The sequence below is a fragment of the Arthrobacter sp. NicSoilB4 genome, assembly GCF_019977335.1.
GTDB lineage: Bacteria > Actinomycetota > Actinomycetes > Actinomycetales > Micrococcaceae > Arthrobacter.
In genome coordinates this window covers 3,737,773-3,755,647 of the sequence record NZ_AP024653.1, presented here as the reverse complement: position 1 = coordinate 3,755,647, position 17,875 = coordinate 3,737,773, and the positions used below count along the sequence as shown (strand labels likewise).

The window sequence follows — 17,875 nt, the reverse complement described above, 5'->3', positions numbered from 1 at the left end:
ATCGGGCCTGTCGGAGCCGCGCGCTGAGCTGATCGAAGATCAGCTGCGCGGCGAAGGGGCGGGGGCGGCATCGCCGTCGTCGTCGAACGCAACCACGAACGGAGCAACCAAGTGAGCATCGCGACCATGCTGCCCATGGGCGAGCTCACCAACCCGGGCCAGATGCGCCTTGCCCTCGTCCAGGTCGTCAACTGGGGCACCTTCCACGGCGCCCACACGATGCACGTGGACCGCAACGGCACCCTGCTGACGGGCAATTCCGGCGTCGGCAAGTCCACACTGTTCGACGCGATGCTCCGGGTCTTCGATGCCAGGCCGCGGTCCAACGAGGCTGCGGCCCAGCGCGCCGGCGGCGCAGTCGAGGACAAGCGCACCACGTTCACGTACATGCGCGGCAAGGTGGGGGACAAGGCCGTCGGCGAGGGCTCGGCCAGTGCCTTCCAGCGGCCCGGGGCGACGTGGTCCGCCGTCGCCCTGACGTTCGACAACGCCGCGGGCACCCGGGTGACGGTGTCGGCACTGTTCGACCTGCCCAAGAACGGCACGGAGTCCAGCGTCGGACGGTACTACCTCATCGACAACAAGCCGCTGGATCTCGCGGCGATCGAGGGCATCGCGGAGAAGCGCTTCACCAAGTCGGCGCTGGACGCGATCTTCCCGGACGCCCAGATCTTCGACGTGCACAAGGCTTTCGCCGAACGCTTCCGGCGACTGCTCGGCATCAACTCGGACCAGGCACTGCCGCTGCTGCGCGTCATCCAGGCCGGCAAGGGCCTCGGCGGAAGCGTCAACAACTTTTTCCGCGACCAGGTCCTGGACGCGCCCGCCACGCTCACGGCGGCGGACGACGTCGTCGAGGAATTCAGCAACCTGATGTCCATCCGGCAGCGCCTGGAGGATGTCCGGCAGCAGCGCGACCAGCTGGCACCGGTACCCGGGCTGAACAAGGACTATGCCCAGTCCCTGCTCGACGCGAACCGGTTCCGGGAGCTGGCCGGGGAGGAATTCGAGGCGTACCGGCAGCAGCTGGCCGTCACCGTCCACGAGAAAACGCTGGCCCGGTTCAAGGACCTGGCCCAGGCGAAGGCCAAGGAACTCGGCGCCGAGCGCGGCATCCGGGACGGCCTGGCCAAGGACCTCCGCCAGCTCGAGGCGGACTACAACAACCAGGGCGGCAACGCCATCTCCGCGATCGAGCAGTCGCTCGAGAACGCCCGGGTGGGGCTCAAGCTCCGCCAGCAGGTGGAGGAATCGGCGCGCAAGGCACTCTCGGACGCCGGCCTGGAACTTGAGTGGACAGCGGCGGGCTGGGAGCAGGCGCACGAGCACGCGGCCGCCCGCTCGGCTGAGCTGAAGGACGACTCGGAGGCGCTCAAGGAGCTGCGCTTCGAGGCGTTCGACGGCCACGCGACCAGGAAACGAGAGCTTGCAGCGGCCCAGCAGGAGCTGGTTTCGCTCAAGACCCGCAAGTCCCTGCTGCCGCCGTCGAGCATCGAGAACCGCAGCGCCATCTCTGCGGCCACGGGCGTCCCCGAGGAGCAGATGCCGTTCGGCGGCGAGCTGATCGACCTCGCCGAGGGCCAGGAGCAGTGGCGGCCCGCGGCCGAGCGCGCGCTGCGCAGCCTCGCCACGACGCTGCTGGTCCCCGGCGAGCACTTCGCCGCCGTCACCCGCTACCTCAACGACCATTCCGTCCGTGGCTCGCTGCGCGCGGTGGACGCCTCCAAGCCCCTCGCCGGCGGCGCCTTGGCCGTGGAGGACGCGGCCGACGGCGATCTGCTCACCAAGCTGGACATCCTCACCATGGGTCCCAGCGCTGGGGCCGGGGAGTGGATCCGCGAACGGATCGCTGTCGATTTCGCCTACCCGTGCGTGGAGGACCCCGACGAGCTTGCCCGGCTGGACAAGGGCCTGAGCCTGGGCGGCGTCGTCAAGCGAAACCGCCACACGGTGGAAAAGGACGACCGTTTCACCGGCCGGCAGGACTATGTCCTGGGCTTCGATAACGCCTCCAAACTGGAGCTCGTGGCGGCCCAGGTTGAGGACCTGCAGCAGGAGCTGGCCAAGGCCGCCGAACTCGCGCAAAGCCGGGAGGAATCACATCAGGGGATGAGCCGTCAGCTTGAGGCCCTGCGCCGCGTGGCTGAGGACCACCGGCCCTGGGAACAGGTGTCGGCCGCGGTGGCCGCGGACGAACTCGCCCGGATCGAGCAGCGCCTCAAGGACGCCCTCGCCGCGCAGGCGGACCTCGAACCGCTGCGCGCCAGCATCGAGGCGGCCCGGCACAAGCACCAGTCCAGCACCGAGGCCGCAGCCGTGCTGCAGAGCGAATACAAGGCCGTCGACTCGCAGCTGACCACGGCCGATTCCTTGCTGGACGCCGCCAGGGCGCGCCTGGAGCAGTCGCCGCCGTCGGAAGCCACCGTGGCGGCGCTGGAACCGTACTTCACCGGCTTCGGCGATATTACGGAAATGCACGAGCTGGACAACCTCGCCAACCAGGTCCGGACCCGGCTCCTCGCCGAACTGCACACGGCCGAATCCCGCGGGCAGGCCACGTCGGAGCGGCTCACCCGCATTTTCGAGGGCTTCGTGCGCGAGTGGGGAACGTCGATTTCCGCAGACCACGGCACCTCGATCGGCGCCGCAGGGGAGTTCGAGGCCCGGTACCACGCCATCGTCAGCGACGGGCTGCCCGCGCAGGAGGCCGAATTCCGGCAGTTCTTCAACCAGCGCACGCACGAATCCTTTTCCACCCTGCTGCACCTGCTGGACGAGGAACGCCGCTCCATCACCAGCCGGATCCTGCCGCTCAATGGGATCCTGTCCGCGGTCAACTTCCACGAGGGCAGCTTCCTGGAACTCGACATCAAGCCGACCCTGCCGGCCACGGCCAAGCAGTTCAAGGACGCCATCCAAAACGCCCTCAAAGTCCGGCACACGCGGCCCGGGAAAGCGGCGGCTGCAGCGTCCGGTTCTGCGTCCGGGCCGGAAGCGGACGACGACGCCGAGCTCACCAACCGTTACAAGTCGCTCGAGACGCTGGTGAAGCGGCTCGGTTCGCAGACTCCGGAGGACCGGCGCTGGCGTGCGGAGGTGCTGGACGTCCGCGGCCACCTCTTCATCCAGTGCAAGGAGCACCGCGAGGTGCAGGGTTCGAAGAAGGGTTCACGAAAGACCGAGGTCTTTATGCACGCGGACACCGGCTCGATGTCCGGCGGCGAGCGGCAGCGCTTCACGGCCTTCATTATGGCCGCGGCGCTGAGCTACCAGCTGGGGATCGCCGAGCAGGGCTTCACCACGTACGGCACGGTGATGATGGATGAGGCCTTCGTCCTGGCCTCGGAGGAATTCGCCGGTGCCGGCATCAAGGCTCTTCATGAATTCGGCTTCCAGTTGCTCTTGGCCGCGCCGGAGAACGTGATCGACCTGTCCCGGCACCTCGGCTCCGTCACCGAGATCCTGCGCGACAAGCGCACCAACCGCTCCGGGGTGCTCACCGCCCCCGTGATCGGCCCGCGGCCCGGCTCCGAGGGAACCTGGCGCTCCGAGGCAAACCCGGTGGACATCGTCCTCCGCTGAACGCAGGCGGGCGGCTTGCCGGCCCGCCCTTCCTTGCCCGCCCACCGCAACGCGGGGTCACTTACAGCCCAAAATCCCCACCGGGATGGGCCGTAAGTGACCCCGCGTTGCTGTTTCAACGGGGCAAGACCACGATCTGGGTCAATTACGGTACGAAAAGTTTGCTTAATTCCGGCAAGGATAGGCTAGCCTTACTTAGGTTCGCATCATTGACCTAAGGAATCCCATGCCTCTCCCCGCCCCGAGCCGCGCCCTGCCCAGACGCCGCTTCCTTCGCGCCACTGGACAGGCGGCTGCCGTCCTGGCCGCCGTCGCCCTCTCGCTGACAGGCTGCTCCACCGGCCCGACAAACTCGACCGCGGCAGATGCCCCCAGCCAGTCGGCCAGTTCCGCTTTCCCGGTGACCATCAAGCACGCGTTTGGCGAGACGACCGTGAAGGAACAGCCGAAGCGGGTCGTCACGGTTTCCTGGGTCAATGACGATGTGGCGATTGCCCTTGGCGTGGTTCCGGTTGGCGTCCCGAAGAACGAATGGGGCGGCAATGACCAGGGCTCCACCCCGTGGAAGGACGCCGCCCTCGAAAAGCTCGGTGCCGGATTCGGTTCCGACAAGGCCCCGGTCCAGTTCTCCGAGGCCGACGGCGTCAACTTCACCGAAATCGCCAAGCTCAACCCCGACGTTATCCTCGGCGCCTACTCCGGCCTGACCGAAGAGGACTACAAGAAGCTCAGCGAAATCGCCCCCGTCGTGGCCCACCCCGAGGTGGCGTACGGAACCTCCTGGCAGGATTCCACCACCATCATCGGCAAGGCCCTCGGCAAGGAAGCCGAAGCCACCAAGCTGGTCGCCGCCACCGAGGCCACCATCCGGGACAAGGCCGCGAAGTATCCGCAACTGGCCGGCAAGAGCTTTATCTACGGCAACCTGGACCCCGCCGCCACCGAGAAGATCAGCCTGTACACGGGCAATGACAACCGCCCCCGGTTCCTCAGCTCCATCGGCATGACACAGGCTCCCGTGGTGGACCAGAACTCCAATGGCTCCAAGGAGTTCTACATCCCGTGGTCCGCCGAGAAGGCCAACGAACTCGACTCGGACATCTTCGTGACCTGGGTCGCCGACGCAGCCGCAGCCGCAGCCGTCCAGGCCGACCCGCTGATGGCGCAGATCCCTGCGGTCAAGAACCGCGCGCTCGTCGCGGACACGGACAACACCCTCACGCTGTCCATCTCCGCGTCCTCGCCGCTGAGCCTGCCGTGGTCCCTGGACACCTTCCTGCCGAACCTCGCCGCGGCAGTGGACAAGGCAGCGAAGTAGCCACCTCGCCATGAGCCCACTTACGACGACGGCGGCCCCCGCAGCCGCCCGGCCCGCCCCGAAGCCCGCCACGGCTTCGGCCACACCTGCCCGGGGCCGCCGTGCGCTGTGGCTGCTGGCCGCCGTCGTCGTCCTTGCGCTCGTGACAGCGTCGTCGCTCGCGGTCGGCGCCCGGGGCCTGGCCCTGGAAACCGTCTGGCAGGCGCTGACCGGGTTCGATCCGGCCAACGGCGACCACGCCGTGGTCCATGCCCGGATCCCGCGCACCGGCCTTGGCCTGCTGGCCGGCGGCGCCCTCGGGCTCGCCGGTGCGGCCATGCAGGGCGTGGCGCGCAACCCCCTCGCGGACCCGGGCATCATCGGCATCAACGCCGGGGCCGCGCTGGCTGTCGTCACCGGAATCTACGTGTTCGGTGTGTCCTCGCTGACTGGCTATATCTGGTTCGCGTTCATCGGCGCCGCGGCCGCCGCCGTGCTCGTCTACCTGATCGCGTCGCTCGGCCGGGACGGGGCGACGCCGGTGAAGCTCGCCCTCGCGGGCGCCGCCCTGAGCGCTGGACTCTTTTCGCTGATGAACGTCATCCTGGTGTCCAGCCGAGACACCCTGGACCGCTTTCGGTTCTGGCAGGTGGGCGGAATCGCCGGCCGGGACTGGTCCGTGATCCTCCCGGCCCTGCCGTTCCTGCTGCTGGGAGCCGCGACATTGCTCGCCACCGGCCGGATCCTCAACAATCTGGCCCTCGGCGACGACGCCGCGCGCGGCCTGGGACAGCGTGTGGGGGCCGCCCGCGGCATCACCGCCCTGGGAATCGTCCTGCTCTGCGGATCCGCCACGGCGCTGGCCGGGCCGATCGGCTTCGTGGGCCTCATCATTCCGCACGCCGTCCGCTTCCTGACCGGTCCCGACTACCGCTGGATCCTCCCGTTCTCGCTGATCCTGGCCCCGGCCCTGCTGCTGGCCGCCGACGTGATCGGCCGGGTCATCCTGCTTCCGGGCGAAGTCCCCGCCGGGATCATGACTGCGCTCATCGGGGCCCCGGTGTTCGTCTGGCTGGTCCGGCGCGGCAAGGGGGCCGGGCTGTGACACTCGCCGAAGCCAAAACCCCCGTTGACCTATCACTTACGGTCGCCAAAACCGTTGCTGAGCGACCAAAACTGATAGTGCAACACTGGCGGACCGGCGTCCTGGCCCTCGCCGTCGTGGCGGTCTTCGCCGCGAGCGTGCTCCTAGGCAGCTACACCGTCACCATCCCCGACTTCTTCCGGATCCTGGGCGCGCACCTTACCGGCGGAGAGAGGATCCCGGGCGCCAGCTTCATTGTGATGGAGCACAAGCTGCCGCGGGCCGTCGTGGGAACGCTGATCGGCGCCGCGTTCGGGCTGTCCGGCGCACTGTTCCAGACCATGCTCCGCAATCCCCTGGCCAGCCCCGATGTCATCGGCATCAGCTACGGTGCCAGCGCCGCGGCGGTGACGGCAATCGTCGTCTTCGGCGCCACCGGCGCCGTCGTTTCGGGTGCGGCCTTCGCCGGCGCGCTGGGCGTGGCCACCCTCATCTACGCCATCTCCCGCAGCGGATCCCTTGGGTCCGGCGGGCAACGCGGCGACGCCGCGGGCAGCCGGCTGATCCTGGCCGGCGTGGGCGTCGCGGCGGCCCTCCACGCCGTGGTCAGCTTCCTGCTGACGAGGACGGACATCCGCACGGCCGCCGACGTCCTGGTCTGGCTCAACGGCTCGCTCAACTCTGCAAACTGGGACCGGGCCGGGGTCCTCGGCACCGCACTGCTGGTGCTGGTGCCCGCCGTCGTACTCCTCGCGGGACCGCTGCGCATCCTCGAACTCGGCGACGACACCGCCGCGGGCCTCGGCGTCCGGGTGGGCGCGGCGCGGCTGGCGATCGTGATCACCGCCGTCGGACTCGCCGCGGCGGCGACGGCGGCAGCCGGGCCGGTGGCGTTCGTCGCGTTCCTCGCTGGTCCGATTGCGCGCCGGTTCGTCCGCAAGGCAAGCCTGCCGGCGTCGGCCCTGACCGGCGTGCTGATCGTCCTGAGCGCCGACTACATCGCTGCCAATATCGCACCGCTGCTGCTCGACGGAACGGTCCTGCCGGTCGGTGTCATCACCGGCGCCCTTGGTGCCCCGTTCCTGCTCTGGCTGCTCGTCACTTCCAACCGAAAGGACGCCTGAGATGGCAACCCTTCAGACCTCAGGGCTGACGCTGAAATACGATCAGCGGACCGTGATCGAGGGGCTCAGCACGGAGATCCCCGAGGGCAAGGTGACCATGATTGTCGGCGCCAACGCCTGCGGAAAATCCACCCTGCTCCGAGGCCTAGCCCGGCTGCTCAAGCCCGCGGCCGGCAGCGTCACCCTGGACGGCCGGGACCTCCACAGCCGCCCGGCCCGCGAAGTGGCCCGCACCCTGGGCCTCCTCCCGCAGCACCCCACCGCGCCGGACGGCATCACCGTCCGGGACCTCGTGGGCCGCGGCCGCTACCCGCACCAGGGCTTCTTCCGGTCCCGGCCGGCAGGCGGTTCGAAAGAGGACGAACGCGCCGTGCAGCAGGCGATGGCCGCCACCGAAACACTGGAACTCGCGGGGCGGAACGTCGACGAACTCTCCGGCGGGCAGCGGCAGCGCGTGTGGATCGCGATGGCCCTGGCCCAGGAAACCGAAGTGCTGCTGCTGGATGAGCCCACCACTTATCTGGACCTCACCCACCAGGTGGAGGTCCTGGACCTCATCACAGACCTCAACCGGCAGCGCGGCACCACCGTGGCGATCGTCCTGCACGACCTCAACCTCGCGGCCCGGTACGCGGACCACATCATCGCCATGAAGGGCGGACGGATCGTGGCCGAAGGAAACGCCCGCACCGTGGTCACCGAGGACATGGTCCGCGACGTCTTCGGCCTCGAGTCCCGGGTGCTCCCCGACCCGGTATCCGGCGCGCCCCTGATCATCCCGCTGGGCCGCCACCACGCCGATTCCCCGCACACCACAACCCTGGAGCTGGTCCCATGACTGCCAAGACCCCCGCAATGGAACATGCCCCGGCGGCCCTCAGGACCGCACCCGCCACCGAACCCATGACCCTGGCCTTCGAAGTCCAGGTCACGGCGGTCCAGCAGCTCGGCCCCAACTTCCGGCGGATCACCTTCGGCGGCTATTCGCTGCGGGACTTCGGCGTCAGCGGCAGCACCCTGGACCTGCGCATCAAACTCATGATTCCGTCGCTGGCCGCGGACGGCACCGCCCTGCCGTTGCCGGAGTTCCGTATGGAACAGACCGGCTGGTACCGCGAATGGCTGGCCATGGATCCCGCGACCCGCGGCTCCATGCGCACCTACACCGTGCGGCAGGAACGCCTTGACGCCGTCTACCCGGAACTCGACGTCGACTTCGTGCTGCATTTTGACGACGCCGGCCACGGCGGGCCGGCGGCCAACTGGGCCCTGAACGCCAAACCGGGTGACACCCTGACCCTGATCGGGCCCAACAACCGGGCCGCGCACTGCGTCACGGCCGAAACCTACTCGGGGATCGAATGGCGTCCGGGCCTGGCCCAGCGGGTCCTCCTGGCCGGAGACGAGACCGCCGTCCCCGCCATCAGCGCCATCCTCGAGAGCCTGCCGCCGTACGTGAGCGGTCACGCCATCTTGGAGGTCCCGGAGGCCGGCGACTTCCAGGGCATCACAACAGCCGCCGACATAGAGATCACCTGGCTTGCGCGCGGTGCGGCGATCGGCCGGTCGCGTCCGCACGGCGAACTGCTGCAGGAGGCGGTCCGGGCCGCCGTCACGCGCCCGGGCTGGGTAGGGCTCCGCTCAACGCCGGAACCGGCCGCCGGCCCCGAGCCCGAGGACGTCAACGTGGACCGCGACATCCTGTGGGAGATCCCGGCCCGGATGGATGCCGCGGCGATCAGCGCCAGCCGGAATCCGGACAAGCCCGCCGGGGCGATGCCGTTCTACGCCTGGATCGCCGGTGAAGCGGGCGTGGTCAAGGAGATGCGCCGTTACTTGGTGCGGGACGTGGGGATTGACCGGAAGCAGGTCGCGTTTATGGGGTACTGGCGGCAGGGGAAGGCCGAGCTCTAGGCGACGCTCCCGCAGTAGTTGCCGTTTTCCCGCCGACGCTTCAGCAGATCCTGCCGGGCTTTCGGCCGCAACCGCTGCTTTGCCGTCGCTTAGACACCTCCCGCGGCCGCGGGCGGCCTTGGTCGGCGATGCGCTCCTTCGCAAAGCACCGGCAGCGGCCTTGTGGTCAACTCACCTCTTGTGCGCTTCCGTCACCTGCAACGCGGGGTCATTTAGCGCCCATAATCCCCGCCGGGATGGGCCGTAGGTGACCCCGCGTTGTTTCTCTGGAGGCCTCCCTCGGCAGTCGTGCGGTTCGCTCGGCATTGTGTTCCTCCCGTTTACCCCGCTGTTCCTTGTTGGCCGGGTGTGCTGGATACCGTGGGGCCATGGCTGAGAATCTTCTTGCCCCGGGCGCTCATGGGCGGCGGGTCTATGTTGCCCTGGGGGACTCCTTCACCGAGGGGGTGGGGGACTACAGTGCGCGGCTGCCCAATGGGGTTCGGGGCTGGGCGGACCGGGTGGCGGAGCGGTTGGCCAGGGCGGATCCGGGGTGGGAGTATGCCAACCTCGCGATACGGAGCAAGAGGCTGCGGCACGTCATCGCGGAACAGCTGGAACCTGCGCTGGCCATGGAACCGACACTGGTCACCTTGTACGCCGGCGGGAACGACGTCCTGGATATCGGGACCGACATCCACGCCTTGATGAAGGACTACGAGTTCCTCGTCGCCAGGCTGGCCGCCAGCGGGGCCACGGTGGTGCTGTTCACGGGTTTCGACGTCCGGGTCTCGGCGCTGCTGGAACCCCTCAAGAGGCGGAACGCCGTCTACAACCAGCGCGTCCGCGAGATCGCGGCGAGGTATGAGGCCGTGCTGGTGGATTACTGGTGCTTCGACGCCTTCTACGATCCGCGGATGTGGGATACAGACCGTCTGCACATGTCCAAGGCAGGCCACAAGTATCTCGCCGGCCAGGTCCTGGACCAGCTCGGGGTTCCGCACAAGGTGAAGCCCAGGGACTGGGAGCCGCCGGCGAAACTGGGCCTCCGCGACTGGGAACGCCGGCAGCGGCGCTGGGTCCATGACTGGGTGGTGCCGCTCTTCGGGCGCAAGCTGAGGGGCGTCACACTGGGGGACGAGCTCAGCCCGCGTTGGCCGGAGCCGGTCAGGGTCCCCCCGAAGGCCGGACTGAAGAAGCTGACCGCCAAGATCCCCGCGGCCTGAACTGTGCGCTTCCGCTCGTTTCCGCCGGAGGCGGGCTCAGCTGTCCAGCAGGTTTTCGTAGCCCGGGGCCACCCTGCTCGCGTGGAACTCCTCGACGTCGAATTCGGCCACTCCGTTGACGTAGAACGGATCCTTGGCCAGCGAGGCATCCAGGGCGCCGCGCTCGGCGTTGGACAGCAGCAGCGCCCCAGTGCGGGGGATCTTCCGCCCTGCGACCAGGAAGATGCCCTGGTCGAAGGCATCCTGCAGCCACGTGACGTGCGCCGGGAGATGGAAGTCAACGATCTCTTCGGGGACCTTGTAGGTCAAGGAGACTACATACATACGGTCAGCCTACCGCCTGCCCTCAGGGCACAGACGGGAAATTTTTGTCACGGAATACCGCGAAGTTGAACCGTCAATCTTCAAGTCTCCTAGACTGTATCCATGACTGAAACGCGCTGGCTGAATGCCGACGAACGCCGGGCCTGGCTGGCCCAGGTAAGCATCAACACTCTCCTTCCGGCAGCCTTGGACACGCAGCTGCACCACGCGCGCAAGCTCTCCCTCTTCGACTACAACGTCTTGGCGATGCTCTCCGAGGCCGACGGCCGGTTTTTGCCCATGAGTGAACTGGCTGCGCGCACCAGCGCCTCCCTGTCGAGGCTCTCCCATGTGGTCACCAAGCTGCAGACCCGCGGCTGGGTGGAGCGCCGTCCGCACCCGGGGGACGCCCGCGTCACGACGGCGCATCTCACTGACGCCGGGATGGAGACCATTGTGGAGCTCGCTCCGGGCCACGTCGAGGCCGTCCGCTCGCTGTTCCTCGACGCACTGAGCGAGGACGACGTCGCCGACCTCGCCCGGATCGGCGAGAAGATCGTGGGCCGCCTGGACAAGGACCACTGGATCCTGCGGGAAAACAAGCAGTCCTAGGGGCCGCCCCAACGCCCCGCCCACGGTCCCGCCCACCGTCCCGCCCACCAGGGCGTCGCCTAGTGTTGGCCCTATGGAATCGCCGATCGACAGCTACCTCCGCCAGATCCACGCCGAGATCGCCCAGCTCAAGGACGGCAAGCCCTACAGCACCATCCCGGCCATGGCCAACGTGGACCCGGAGAACTTCGGCATCGCCCTCGCCACCGTGGACGGCAAGGTCTACGAAATCGGGGACACCCGCGAGGAATTCACCATCCAGTCCATCTCCAAGCCCTTTACTTACGGGCTGGCCCTCGAGGACCTCGGCAACGAGGCAGTCGACGCCAAAGTGGACGTCGAACCGTCCGGGGATTCCTTCAACGAAATCTCCCTGGCCGAAGGAACAGGCCGGCCCGCCAATGCGATGATCAACGCGGGCGCCCTCACTGCCACCTCACTGATCAGCGGGTCCGGCGGGCAGTCCGGTTTCAAGCGGATCCTCAGCACGTACTCCGCTTTTGCGGGCCGTCAGCTCTCGGTCAGCGAGAGCGTCTTCGAGTCCGAACTCAAGCACGGGCACCGCAACACGGCGCTCGCGTACCTGCTGCGCTCGTTTAACATCATTGAAGATGACCCGGCGCCGGTCCTGGAGGACTACTTCCGCCAGTGCTCCGTCCTCGTGAACTGCTTCGACCTGTCGATCATGGCCGCCACGCTCGCCAACGGCGGCCGGAATCCGCTCAGCGGCAGGCAGGTGCTGGGGATCGGCCCGGTGGAGCGCGTGCTGTCCGTCATGATGACGTCCGGCATGTACGACGACGCCGGTGCCTGGATCAGCAGCGTGGGCATGCCGGGAAAGAGCGGTGTGGCCGGCGGGATCATCGCAGTGCTGCCCGGTCAGGTGGGCCTGGCCGTCTATTCGCCGCCGCTGGATGAGCACGGCAGCAGCGTCCGCGGCCTCGCCGCCGCCCAGCGCCTCTCCCGGGACATGGAACTGCATTTCGTCCGCGCCGCCCGTACTGGCAGGTCCGCGATCCTCGCCGCATACGACGTGACCGAGACACCCTCGGGCATCCGCCGCAATGACGAGGCCGCGGACGTCCTCCGCGGCCACGGCCACCGTGCCCGCGTGATCGAGCTCAACGGCGACCTGCTCTTCGCCGGAACCGAGTCCATGGTCCGGGAGCTCAGCAGCCTGGAGGACGACGTCGAACTGGTGGTCCTGGACCTGCGCCGCACCGACCAGGTGAGCGAGGTTGCCCTGCGCATGCTGGAATCGGCGCGGGAGGGGCTCTCCGCCGCCGGCCGGGAGCTCGTGCTGATCGAGGCGGACGGGTCCGTCTCGGAAGCCCTGGGGCCGTCCGCGCAGCGTCCGGTGGCGTCCTTCTCGAGCCGGAACGCCGCCGTCGAATACTGCGAAAACCGCCTGCTGGAACGCTACGGGATCCGGCTGCTGCTGCCGGACCACGTGCCCGTCACCGCGTCGCCCGCCCTGTCGCCACTGGACGCGGCGGACGCCGCCGCGCTGGAAGCCCTCATGACCCCAAAGTCATTCGACGACGGCGACGTCATCCGACGGGTCGGGCTGCGGTTCGGCGGGGTCTACTTCATCACCTCCGGCAAGGTCAGCAGCACCTCCCCGGGGCCGAGTACGGAGCGGGTCCAGCTCAATACCCTCAGCGCCGGGATGACGTTTGGCGAGCTGGCCCTGGGCAGCGGCAGCCGGCAGGAAACCACGGTCCGGGCCGTCGGGCCGGTGGAGCTCATGGTGCTCAGCGCGGAGGCCATTGCCGAGCTGGAAAGCACCAAGCCGCGCCTTGCCATCGCGCTCTGGAAGGCCCTGACCCGGGACGCTTACACCCGGGTGGAGCAGTACCTGCGTGAATCGGCGGTGCGGATCCGCGAGTAGCGGTCGGCCACTTTGTTGCCCTGCGTTGATTGACCCCGCTTTGTTTGCTTGGGGCAACTGCTGGCAGACTGGAACCATGGATTTCACGTCCCGTTATGTAGCCCTTGGAGACTCCTTCACGGAAGGCGTCGGCGACGACGACCCCACCCGCCCCAACGGCGTCCGGGGCTGGGCTGACAGGGTGGCCGAGCAGCTTGGCGCGGCCGATCCGGGCTTCGGGTACGCGAACCTCGCCATCCGCGGCCGGAAAATCCGCCAGATCCTGGCCGAACAGGTCGATGCCGCCGTCGCACTGAAACCCACCGTCGTAAGCATTTACGCCGGGGCCAACGACATCCTCCGGCCCAAGGTCGACATCGATGACCTGCTGGTGGACTACGACGCCGGGATCCGCAAGCTCAAGGCCACCGGCGCAACCATTGTGATGTTCACCGGTTTCGACTCCCGCGGCTCGAAGATCTTCGGCACGACGCGCGGCCGCACCGCCATCTACAACGAACTGGTCCGCGGAATCGCCGGTGACCACGGCGCCCTCCTAGTGGACTACTGGCGTTTCAGCGAATACTACGACTGGGGGATGTGGGCGACCGACCGGATGCACATGTCTCCCGCGGGCCATGCCAACATGGCCAAGCGCGTCCTCACCGTCCTGGAGCACGACCACTCGATCGACGTCCCGCCCATGACCCCTGTACCGGAGCTCGGCCGCGCCGAGGCACTCCGCGCCAACGCCCGCTGGGTCCGCGAGTTCGCCGGGCCGTGGGTGGTCCGTCGGGTCACGGGGAAGTCGTCCGGGGACGGCCTGACGCCGCGTTACCCCCGGCTCACGCACCTCTAGGCTCGGAACCCCGGCGTCGCGAGCAGTTCCCCGCTGCCCAGGATGGCAAGCACTTCGATGTCCCAGCTGTCCGTGGCCCAGTTCAGCATGGGCCTCCCGCCCGCGACGATGGCCGTCGCCAGCACGTCCGCGGTGACGATGTCCAGGGCTGCCACCGACGCCTGGCGGAACTCGGAGCGGCGGAATTCCGTGCGCCCCACTCCGGCCCGCCAAATGTGGTCACCGCGCTCCGCGGTCCCGGACGTCGCCAGGGCGGCGAAGCGGCCCGTGCCACCCAAGGGGAAACCCGAGAGCAGCGCCCCGCGATCATGCGGGTCCACAACGCCGGCCAGCCACGGGGACCCGGTTCCCGGTGCCGGCGAACCGCTCACCAGCACGTCGCCCCCGGCGTTCAGGCACCAGTCCTCGACGCCGATGTCCTGCAGTGCCGTCGCTGCCTGGTCGATCGCGTAACCCTTGATGATTCCGGAGAGGTCCAGCACGCCGTCGGGCCGCTCGGGGGTGAAGAACCCCTCGGTCAGGAGCCCCCACGCGGTGGCGTCCGCAAAGCGGGCGCGGAAGGGCGCCGAGGCCTCCCGGAGCGTGACCTCGCCCCTGGCCAGCCGGCTCGCTTCGGAATCGGGACGGTAGAGGCTGAACATCGCGTCCAGGCCGGCAAACACACGTTCGACGGCGTCCGTGGCACCTTCCAGTCGCTGGCCCTCGTCCAGCGACGCTTCGCCGGCCGGCAGGGCGAGGCTGATGACGGTCCCCATGCACTGGAACGTCCTGCTTTTCAGGGCCGGGAGGCCGGGGGCGCTGCGGGCCGGGTGCTCGGCGGGCGAAGGCCTAAAGGTTGGCTGCATCGAGGGCGCCCTGAAGAGAAGTTAGGTAGGCGGCACTGGTGACTGTGGCGCCGCTGATCGTCTGCACCTGGGCGGACTGGGCTTTGAGGACAGCGGCACGCAGCAGCGGCGCGGCCCGGTTGCTGATCTGCACGGACTTGCGGTCATCGTCGGTCAGCTGCAGCGCGGTGACATCCGTGATCACACCGGCTTTCACGGTGATCTGCACCTGCACGGCGCCGAAACGGGTCTGGACCGCGCTGCCGGCGAAGGTTCCGGCGGCCTGCGCCGCGGCCCCTGAGCTGCCGGTCGTTCCCGAGAAGCCAGAGGATCCGCTGGCGGAACCGGAACCGGAAGATCCGCTGGTGCTGCTCCCTCCCGCCCCGGTCGACGAGCCGGACGAAGTGGCGGCTGACGTGGCCGCCGCCGTGCTCCCGGTCTCTGCGACGTGGGCGCCGGACTGCCAGCCGGCCAGAAGGATCCCGGCGGAGGCAAGTGCTGCTGAAACCGCTGCTCGTATTCTCACCAGTCGAACCTTTCGTAGTGGAGTTGTTCTTCGCGGGCACCGGCCCCGCGGGCTGCACTGATCACGCTGCGTGCCCAGGCGTCCGGACCGCAGATGTAGACGTCGGAGTCGGCGATCTCCGGGGCGTAGCTGGCCAGCCGGTGCCCTGAATGAACGGCCGATTCCGGCAGCCAGCTGTGTTCGCCTGTGGTCCGGGGGCCGGTGAGGTGGAACAGGGTGGCGCCGCGGCGGCGGCAAAGCTCCAGGACGTCGTCCCCCAGATAGAGTTCCTCCTCGCTGTGGCCGCGGAGGATCACGGTTGCGTTGCCCGGTTCGAAGGGGGTGCGCTCCAGCAGGGCGCGGAGCGGGGTGATGCCGATGCCCGCTCCGATCATCACCACGCGGTTCCGGCTGCGGGCCGCCGTGCTGAAGAGTCCGTAGGGTCCCTCGATGGCGACCCTGGTCCCAGTTTTCACCCGTGCCAGCTGCGCCGAGCCCCGGCCGAGATTGCGCACGGTGATCCGCAGCAGGCCCCGGCCGGAGGAATCGAACAATACGGGTTCGGCGGAGAGGCTGAACGGGTGCGGATGCCACCACATCCCCGGGGCGAGGAATCTCCAGATGAAAAACCGGCCGCCGCTGCCCGCCAGTTCGTCGAGGTGGCGGCCGGTGAGTTCAATGCTGACGACGCCGGGGGCCTCCGTGACGACGCGGCTCACAATCAGCTGGTGCCGGACAGTGGCTACCAGCGGCTCCAGCACGCGGTAGTGGGCGAGGGCAGCGCCGGTGGCGATGCAGATCGCGAGCCAGTACCAGCGCTGCCAGGTGCCTTCGGCGAAGAGACCGCCGACGCTGAACTGGTGCGGGATCGCGGTCAGCACCGCCGCATAGGTCAACAGGTGGACGACGTACCAGAACTCGTACGGCAGCCGGCGCCGGACCGTCACCACGGAGGTGACCACGACGGCGATGAACAACCCGATGGACACGACGGCGAGCCACATATCAGGGACCAGGGCCCAGAGTGCCACGAGTTCACTGACCGGATCGAGCCCCTCGGCCAGGCCGTAGCCGATCGCGATCAGGATGCCGTGCGCGAGCAGCAGGTAAAGCGACGGTTTGCCGAGTTTCCGGTGAAATTCGAGGGCCCGGTCGTGCCCGACAGCGCCGTCGATCAGCGGAGTGCGTGCCACGAGCAGCAGCATCAGCAGCAACAGGTCCATGCCGGCAAGTCCGGCAACGATCCCCAGGGCCGTGAAGGAACCGGCCGGCGTCGAGAATCCGGTAGCGCCGCCGTCGGCCAGCCACAGGGCGACGGCAAAGGACACCGACGCCCACGCCATCACGGTCAGCAGATCAGCCCGGAGCAAGCGCCTCCGGGACTGGCGGCGGAACCGCTCCACGGGAGCCCGGCTTGGCGTGGCCGGCGCAGCCCGCTGGAGTGAGGATTTCATGACTCCACGGTGCGCCCGGCGCCTATCAATTGGCTGTGAAACCGCTAGGGTGCCGATGTGACTTCGCTCCGGACCAGGTGGCGCCCCTTATACACCGCCGAATACCGGATTGGCCTTTAATTCGTCAAGCTCGTAGACTTGGTAGGCGCTAGGTGGCGCGGAGCGTGTGCAATTGCTCCGGTTGGCGGGATTTGTCTGCGGTATCGACAGTCCCGCGGGCCGGTAGTTAGGGGCTCAAGTTGCGTGCACTCCTGTATTCGCCCGGCATCCCGGTACTTCGCAGTGGCCTTCCGAAAGGTTCCGCCGCCCGGTGACCGTGGCCCACAATCTTCGCCGCAGTGTTGAAGGCAGTCGGTTTACGCCGTCTGCCTGCATACTGCGGAACTACCGAAACCTGTGGGTGCTGGATGCGGACGCCGCCTGTCGCACGGTTACGCGGGAACTCCGCAACCGTTTCATTTATTTTTGAGGAGAGTCGTCATGGCAGCACACTGCCAGGTGACCGGAGCCGAGCCGGGCTTTGGACACAGCATTTCGCACTCGCACCGACGCAACAAGCGCCGGTTCGACCCGAACATCCAGAAGAAGCGCTACTGGGTTCCGTCCCTGCGCCGTAATGTCACCCTGCAGGTCTCTGCACGTGGCATCAAGACCATCGACGTGCGTGGCATCGACGTAGTCGTAGCCGCCATCCTGGCACGAGGAGTGAAGCTCTAATGGCTAAGGACAAGGACGTACGTCCGATCATCAAGCTCAAGTCGACCGCGGGCACGGGTTACACCTACGTGACGCGCAAGAACCGTCGTAACGACCCGGACCGTATGGTCCTGAAGAAGTACGACCCCCGCATCCGCAAGCACGTCGAATTCCGAGAGGAGCGCTAAACACATGGCTAAGAAGTCAATGATCGCTAAGAACGAACAGCGTAAAGTCATCGTCGAGCGTTACGCTGCAAAGCGCCTCGAACTGAAGAAGGCTCTGGTTGACCCCAACTCGACCGACGAAGTTCGCGAAGCCGCTCGCCTCGGCCTGCAGAAGCTGCCCCGCAACGCCTCACCGGTACGTCTGCGTAACCGCGACATCATCGATGGCCGCCCGCGCGGTACCTTCCAGAAGTTCGGCATCTCCCGTGTTCGCTTCCGCGACATGGCTCACCGCGGTGAGCTCCCGGGCATCACGAAGTCTTCCTGGTAATTCAGTACCCCTGAAGCCAGTGGCTTGAGGAAGGGCCGGCGACCAATT

The 17,875-nt window shown here is 67.8% G+C and carries 17 protein-coding genes; 13 read left to right on the top strand and 4 right to left on the bottom strand.

Translation table 11 applies throughout. From position 1 onward, the window contains the following. Window positions 1-111: 111 nt before the first annotated feature. The 7 genes from LDO13_RS17210 (at window position 112) to LDO13_RS17180 (ending at window position 10,206) form a co-directional block, all read left to right on the top strand. Complete coding sequence (locus LDO13_RS17210; protein ID WP_224047877.1) at window positions 112-3,582, top strand: ATP-binding protein; 3,471 nt, start codon at window positions 112-114, stop codon at window positions 3,580-3,582. Window positions 3,583-3,808: 226 nt separating this feature from the next. Beyond that, window positions 3,809-4,900 (top strand): iron-siderophore ABC transporter substrate-binding protein, encoded by a 1,092-nt coding sequence (locus LDO13_RS17205; RefSeq protein WP_224047876.1) that lies wholly within the window; start codon window positions 3,809-3,811, stop codon window positions 4,898-4,900. A gap of 10 nt (window positions 4,901-4,910) precedes the next feature. After that, entirely contained in the window at window positions 4,911-5,984 is a 1,074-nt protein-coding gene (locus tag LDO13_RS17200) for an iron chelate uptake ABC transporter family permease subunit (protein WP_224047875.1), read from the top strand. Between the two features lie 71 nt (window positions 5,985-6,055). Continuing rightward, complete coding sequence (locus LDO13_RS17195) at window positions 6,056-7,087, top strand: iron ABC transporter permease (RefSeq protein WP_346347040.1); 1,032 nt, start codon at window positions 6,056-6,058, stop codon at window positions 7,085-7,087. 1 nt (window position 7,088) lies between these two features. Continuing rightward, on the top strand, window positions 7,089-7,925 hold the full coding sequence (locus LDO13_RS17190) for an ABC transporter ATP-binding protein (protein WP_224047874.1): 837 nt from the start codon (window positions 7,089-7,091) through the stop codon (window positions 7,923-7,925). Between the two features lie 65 nt (window positions 7,926-7,990). After that, window positions 7,991-9,001, top strand: a complete 1,011-nt coding sequence (locus tag LDO13_RS17185; protein WP_224049825.1) for a siderophore-interacting protein — start codon at window positions 7,991-7,993, stop codon at window positions 8,999-9,001. Window positions 9,002-9,369: 368 nt separating this feature from the next. Beyond that, a complete protein-coding gene (locus LDO13_RS17180) occupies window positions 9,370-10,206 on the top strand; it encodes an SGNH/GDSL hydrolase family protein (protein ID WP_224047873.1) in 837 nt (278 codons plus the stop codon). 36 nt (window positions 10,207-10,242) lie between these two features. On the opposite strand, the gene LDO13_RS17175 is transcribed toward LDO13_RS17180, so the two are convergent. Further along, window positions 10,243-10,530: a YciI family protein gene (locus LDO13_RS17175; protein ID WP_224047872.1), complete on the bottom strand. Its 288-nt coding sequence runs from the start codon at window positions 10,528-10,530 to the stop codon at window positions 10,243-10,245. 102 nt (window positions 10,531-10,632) lie between these two features. Here LDO13_RS17175 and LDO13_RS17170 point away from each other — a divergent pair, with 102 nt between their 5' ends. The 3 genes from LDO13_RS17170 (at window position 10,633) to LDO13_RS17160 (ending at window position 13,850) form a co-directional block, all read left to right on the top strand. Further along, a complete protein-coding gene (locus tag LDO13_RS17170; RefSeq protein ID WP_224047871.1) occupies window positions 10,633-11,121 on the top strand; it encodes a MarR family transcriptional regulator in 489 nt (162 codons plus the stop codon). 73 nt (window positions 11,122-11,194) lie between these two features. Then, a complete protein-coding gene (gene glsA, locus LDO13_RS17165; protein ID WP_224047870.1) occupies window positions 11,195-13,012 on the top strand; it encodes a glutaminase A in 1,818 nt (605 codons plus the stop codon). A gap of 76 nt (window positions 13,013-13,088) precedes the next feature. Continuing rightward, a complete protein-coding gene (locus LDO13_RS17160) occupies window positions 13,089-13,850 on the top strand; it encodes an SGNH/GDSL hydrolase family protein (RefSeq protein WP_224047869.1) in 762 nt (253 codons plus the stop codon). On the opposite strand, the gene LDO13_RS17155 is transcribed toward LDO13_RS17160, so the two are convergent. The 3 genes from LDO13_RS17155 to LDO13_RS17145 form a co-directional block, all read right to left on the bottom strand. Further along, window positions 13,847-14,605 carry an FAD:protein FMN transferase gene (locus LDO13_RS17155; RefSeq protein ID WP_224049824.1) on the bottom strand — a complete coding sequence of 253 codons (759 nt, stop codon included), beginning with the start codon at window positions 14,603-14,605 and terminating at the stop codon, window positions 13,847-13,849. The two genes, LDO13_RS17160 and LDO13_RS17155, sit on opposite strands and share 4 nt — an antisense overlap. Before the next feature lie 73 nt (window positions 14,606-14,678). Further along, complete coding sequence (locus LDO13_RS17150; RefSeq protein WP_224047868.1) at window positions 14,679-15,200, bottom strand: FMN-binding protein; 522 nt, start codon at window positions 15,198-15,200, stop codon at window positions 14,679-14,681. Then, complete coding sequence (locus LDO13_RS17145; protein ID WP_224047867.1) at window positions 15,197-16,633, bottom strand: ferredoxin reductase family protein; 1,437 nt, start codon at window positions 16,631-16,633, stop codon at window positions 15,197-15,199. Before LDO13_RS17145 ends, LDO13_RS17150 begins: the two co-directional genes overlap by 4 nt. Window positions 16,634-17,113: 480 nt before the next feature. Here LDO13_RS17145 and rpmB point away from each other — a divergent pair, with 480 nt between their 5' ends. The 3 genes from rpmB to rpsN are packed head-to-tail and all read left to right on the top strand — an operon-like array spanning window position 17,114 to window position 17,827. Continuing rightward, window positions 17,114-17,350 carry a 50S ribosomal protein L28 gene (gene rpmB, locus LDO13_RS17140; RefSeq protein WP_011693744.1) on the top strand — a complete coding sequence of 79 codons (237 nt, stop codon included), beginning with the start codon at window positions 17,114-17,116 and terminating at the stop codon, window positions 17,348-17,350. Beyond that, complete coding sequence (gene rpmG / locus LDO13_RS17135; RefSeq protein ID WP_011693743.1) at window positions 17,350-17,517, top strand: 50S ribosomal protein L33; 168 nt, start codon at window positions 17,350-17,352, stop codon at window positions 17,515-17,517. Before rpmB ends, rpmG begins: the two co-directional genes overlap by 1 nt. Before the next feature lie 4 nt (window positions 17,518-17,521). Then, window positions 17,522-17,827, top strand: coding sequence for a 30S ribosomal protein S14 (rpsN, locus tag LDO13_RS17130; protein ID WP_026266887.1), 306 nt, complete (start codon window positions 17,522-17,524; stop codon window positions 17,825-17,827). Window positions 17,828-17,875: the final 48 nt, after the last annotated feature.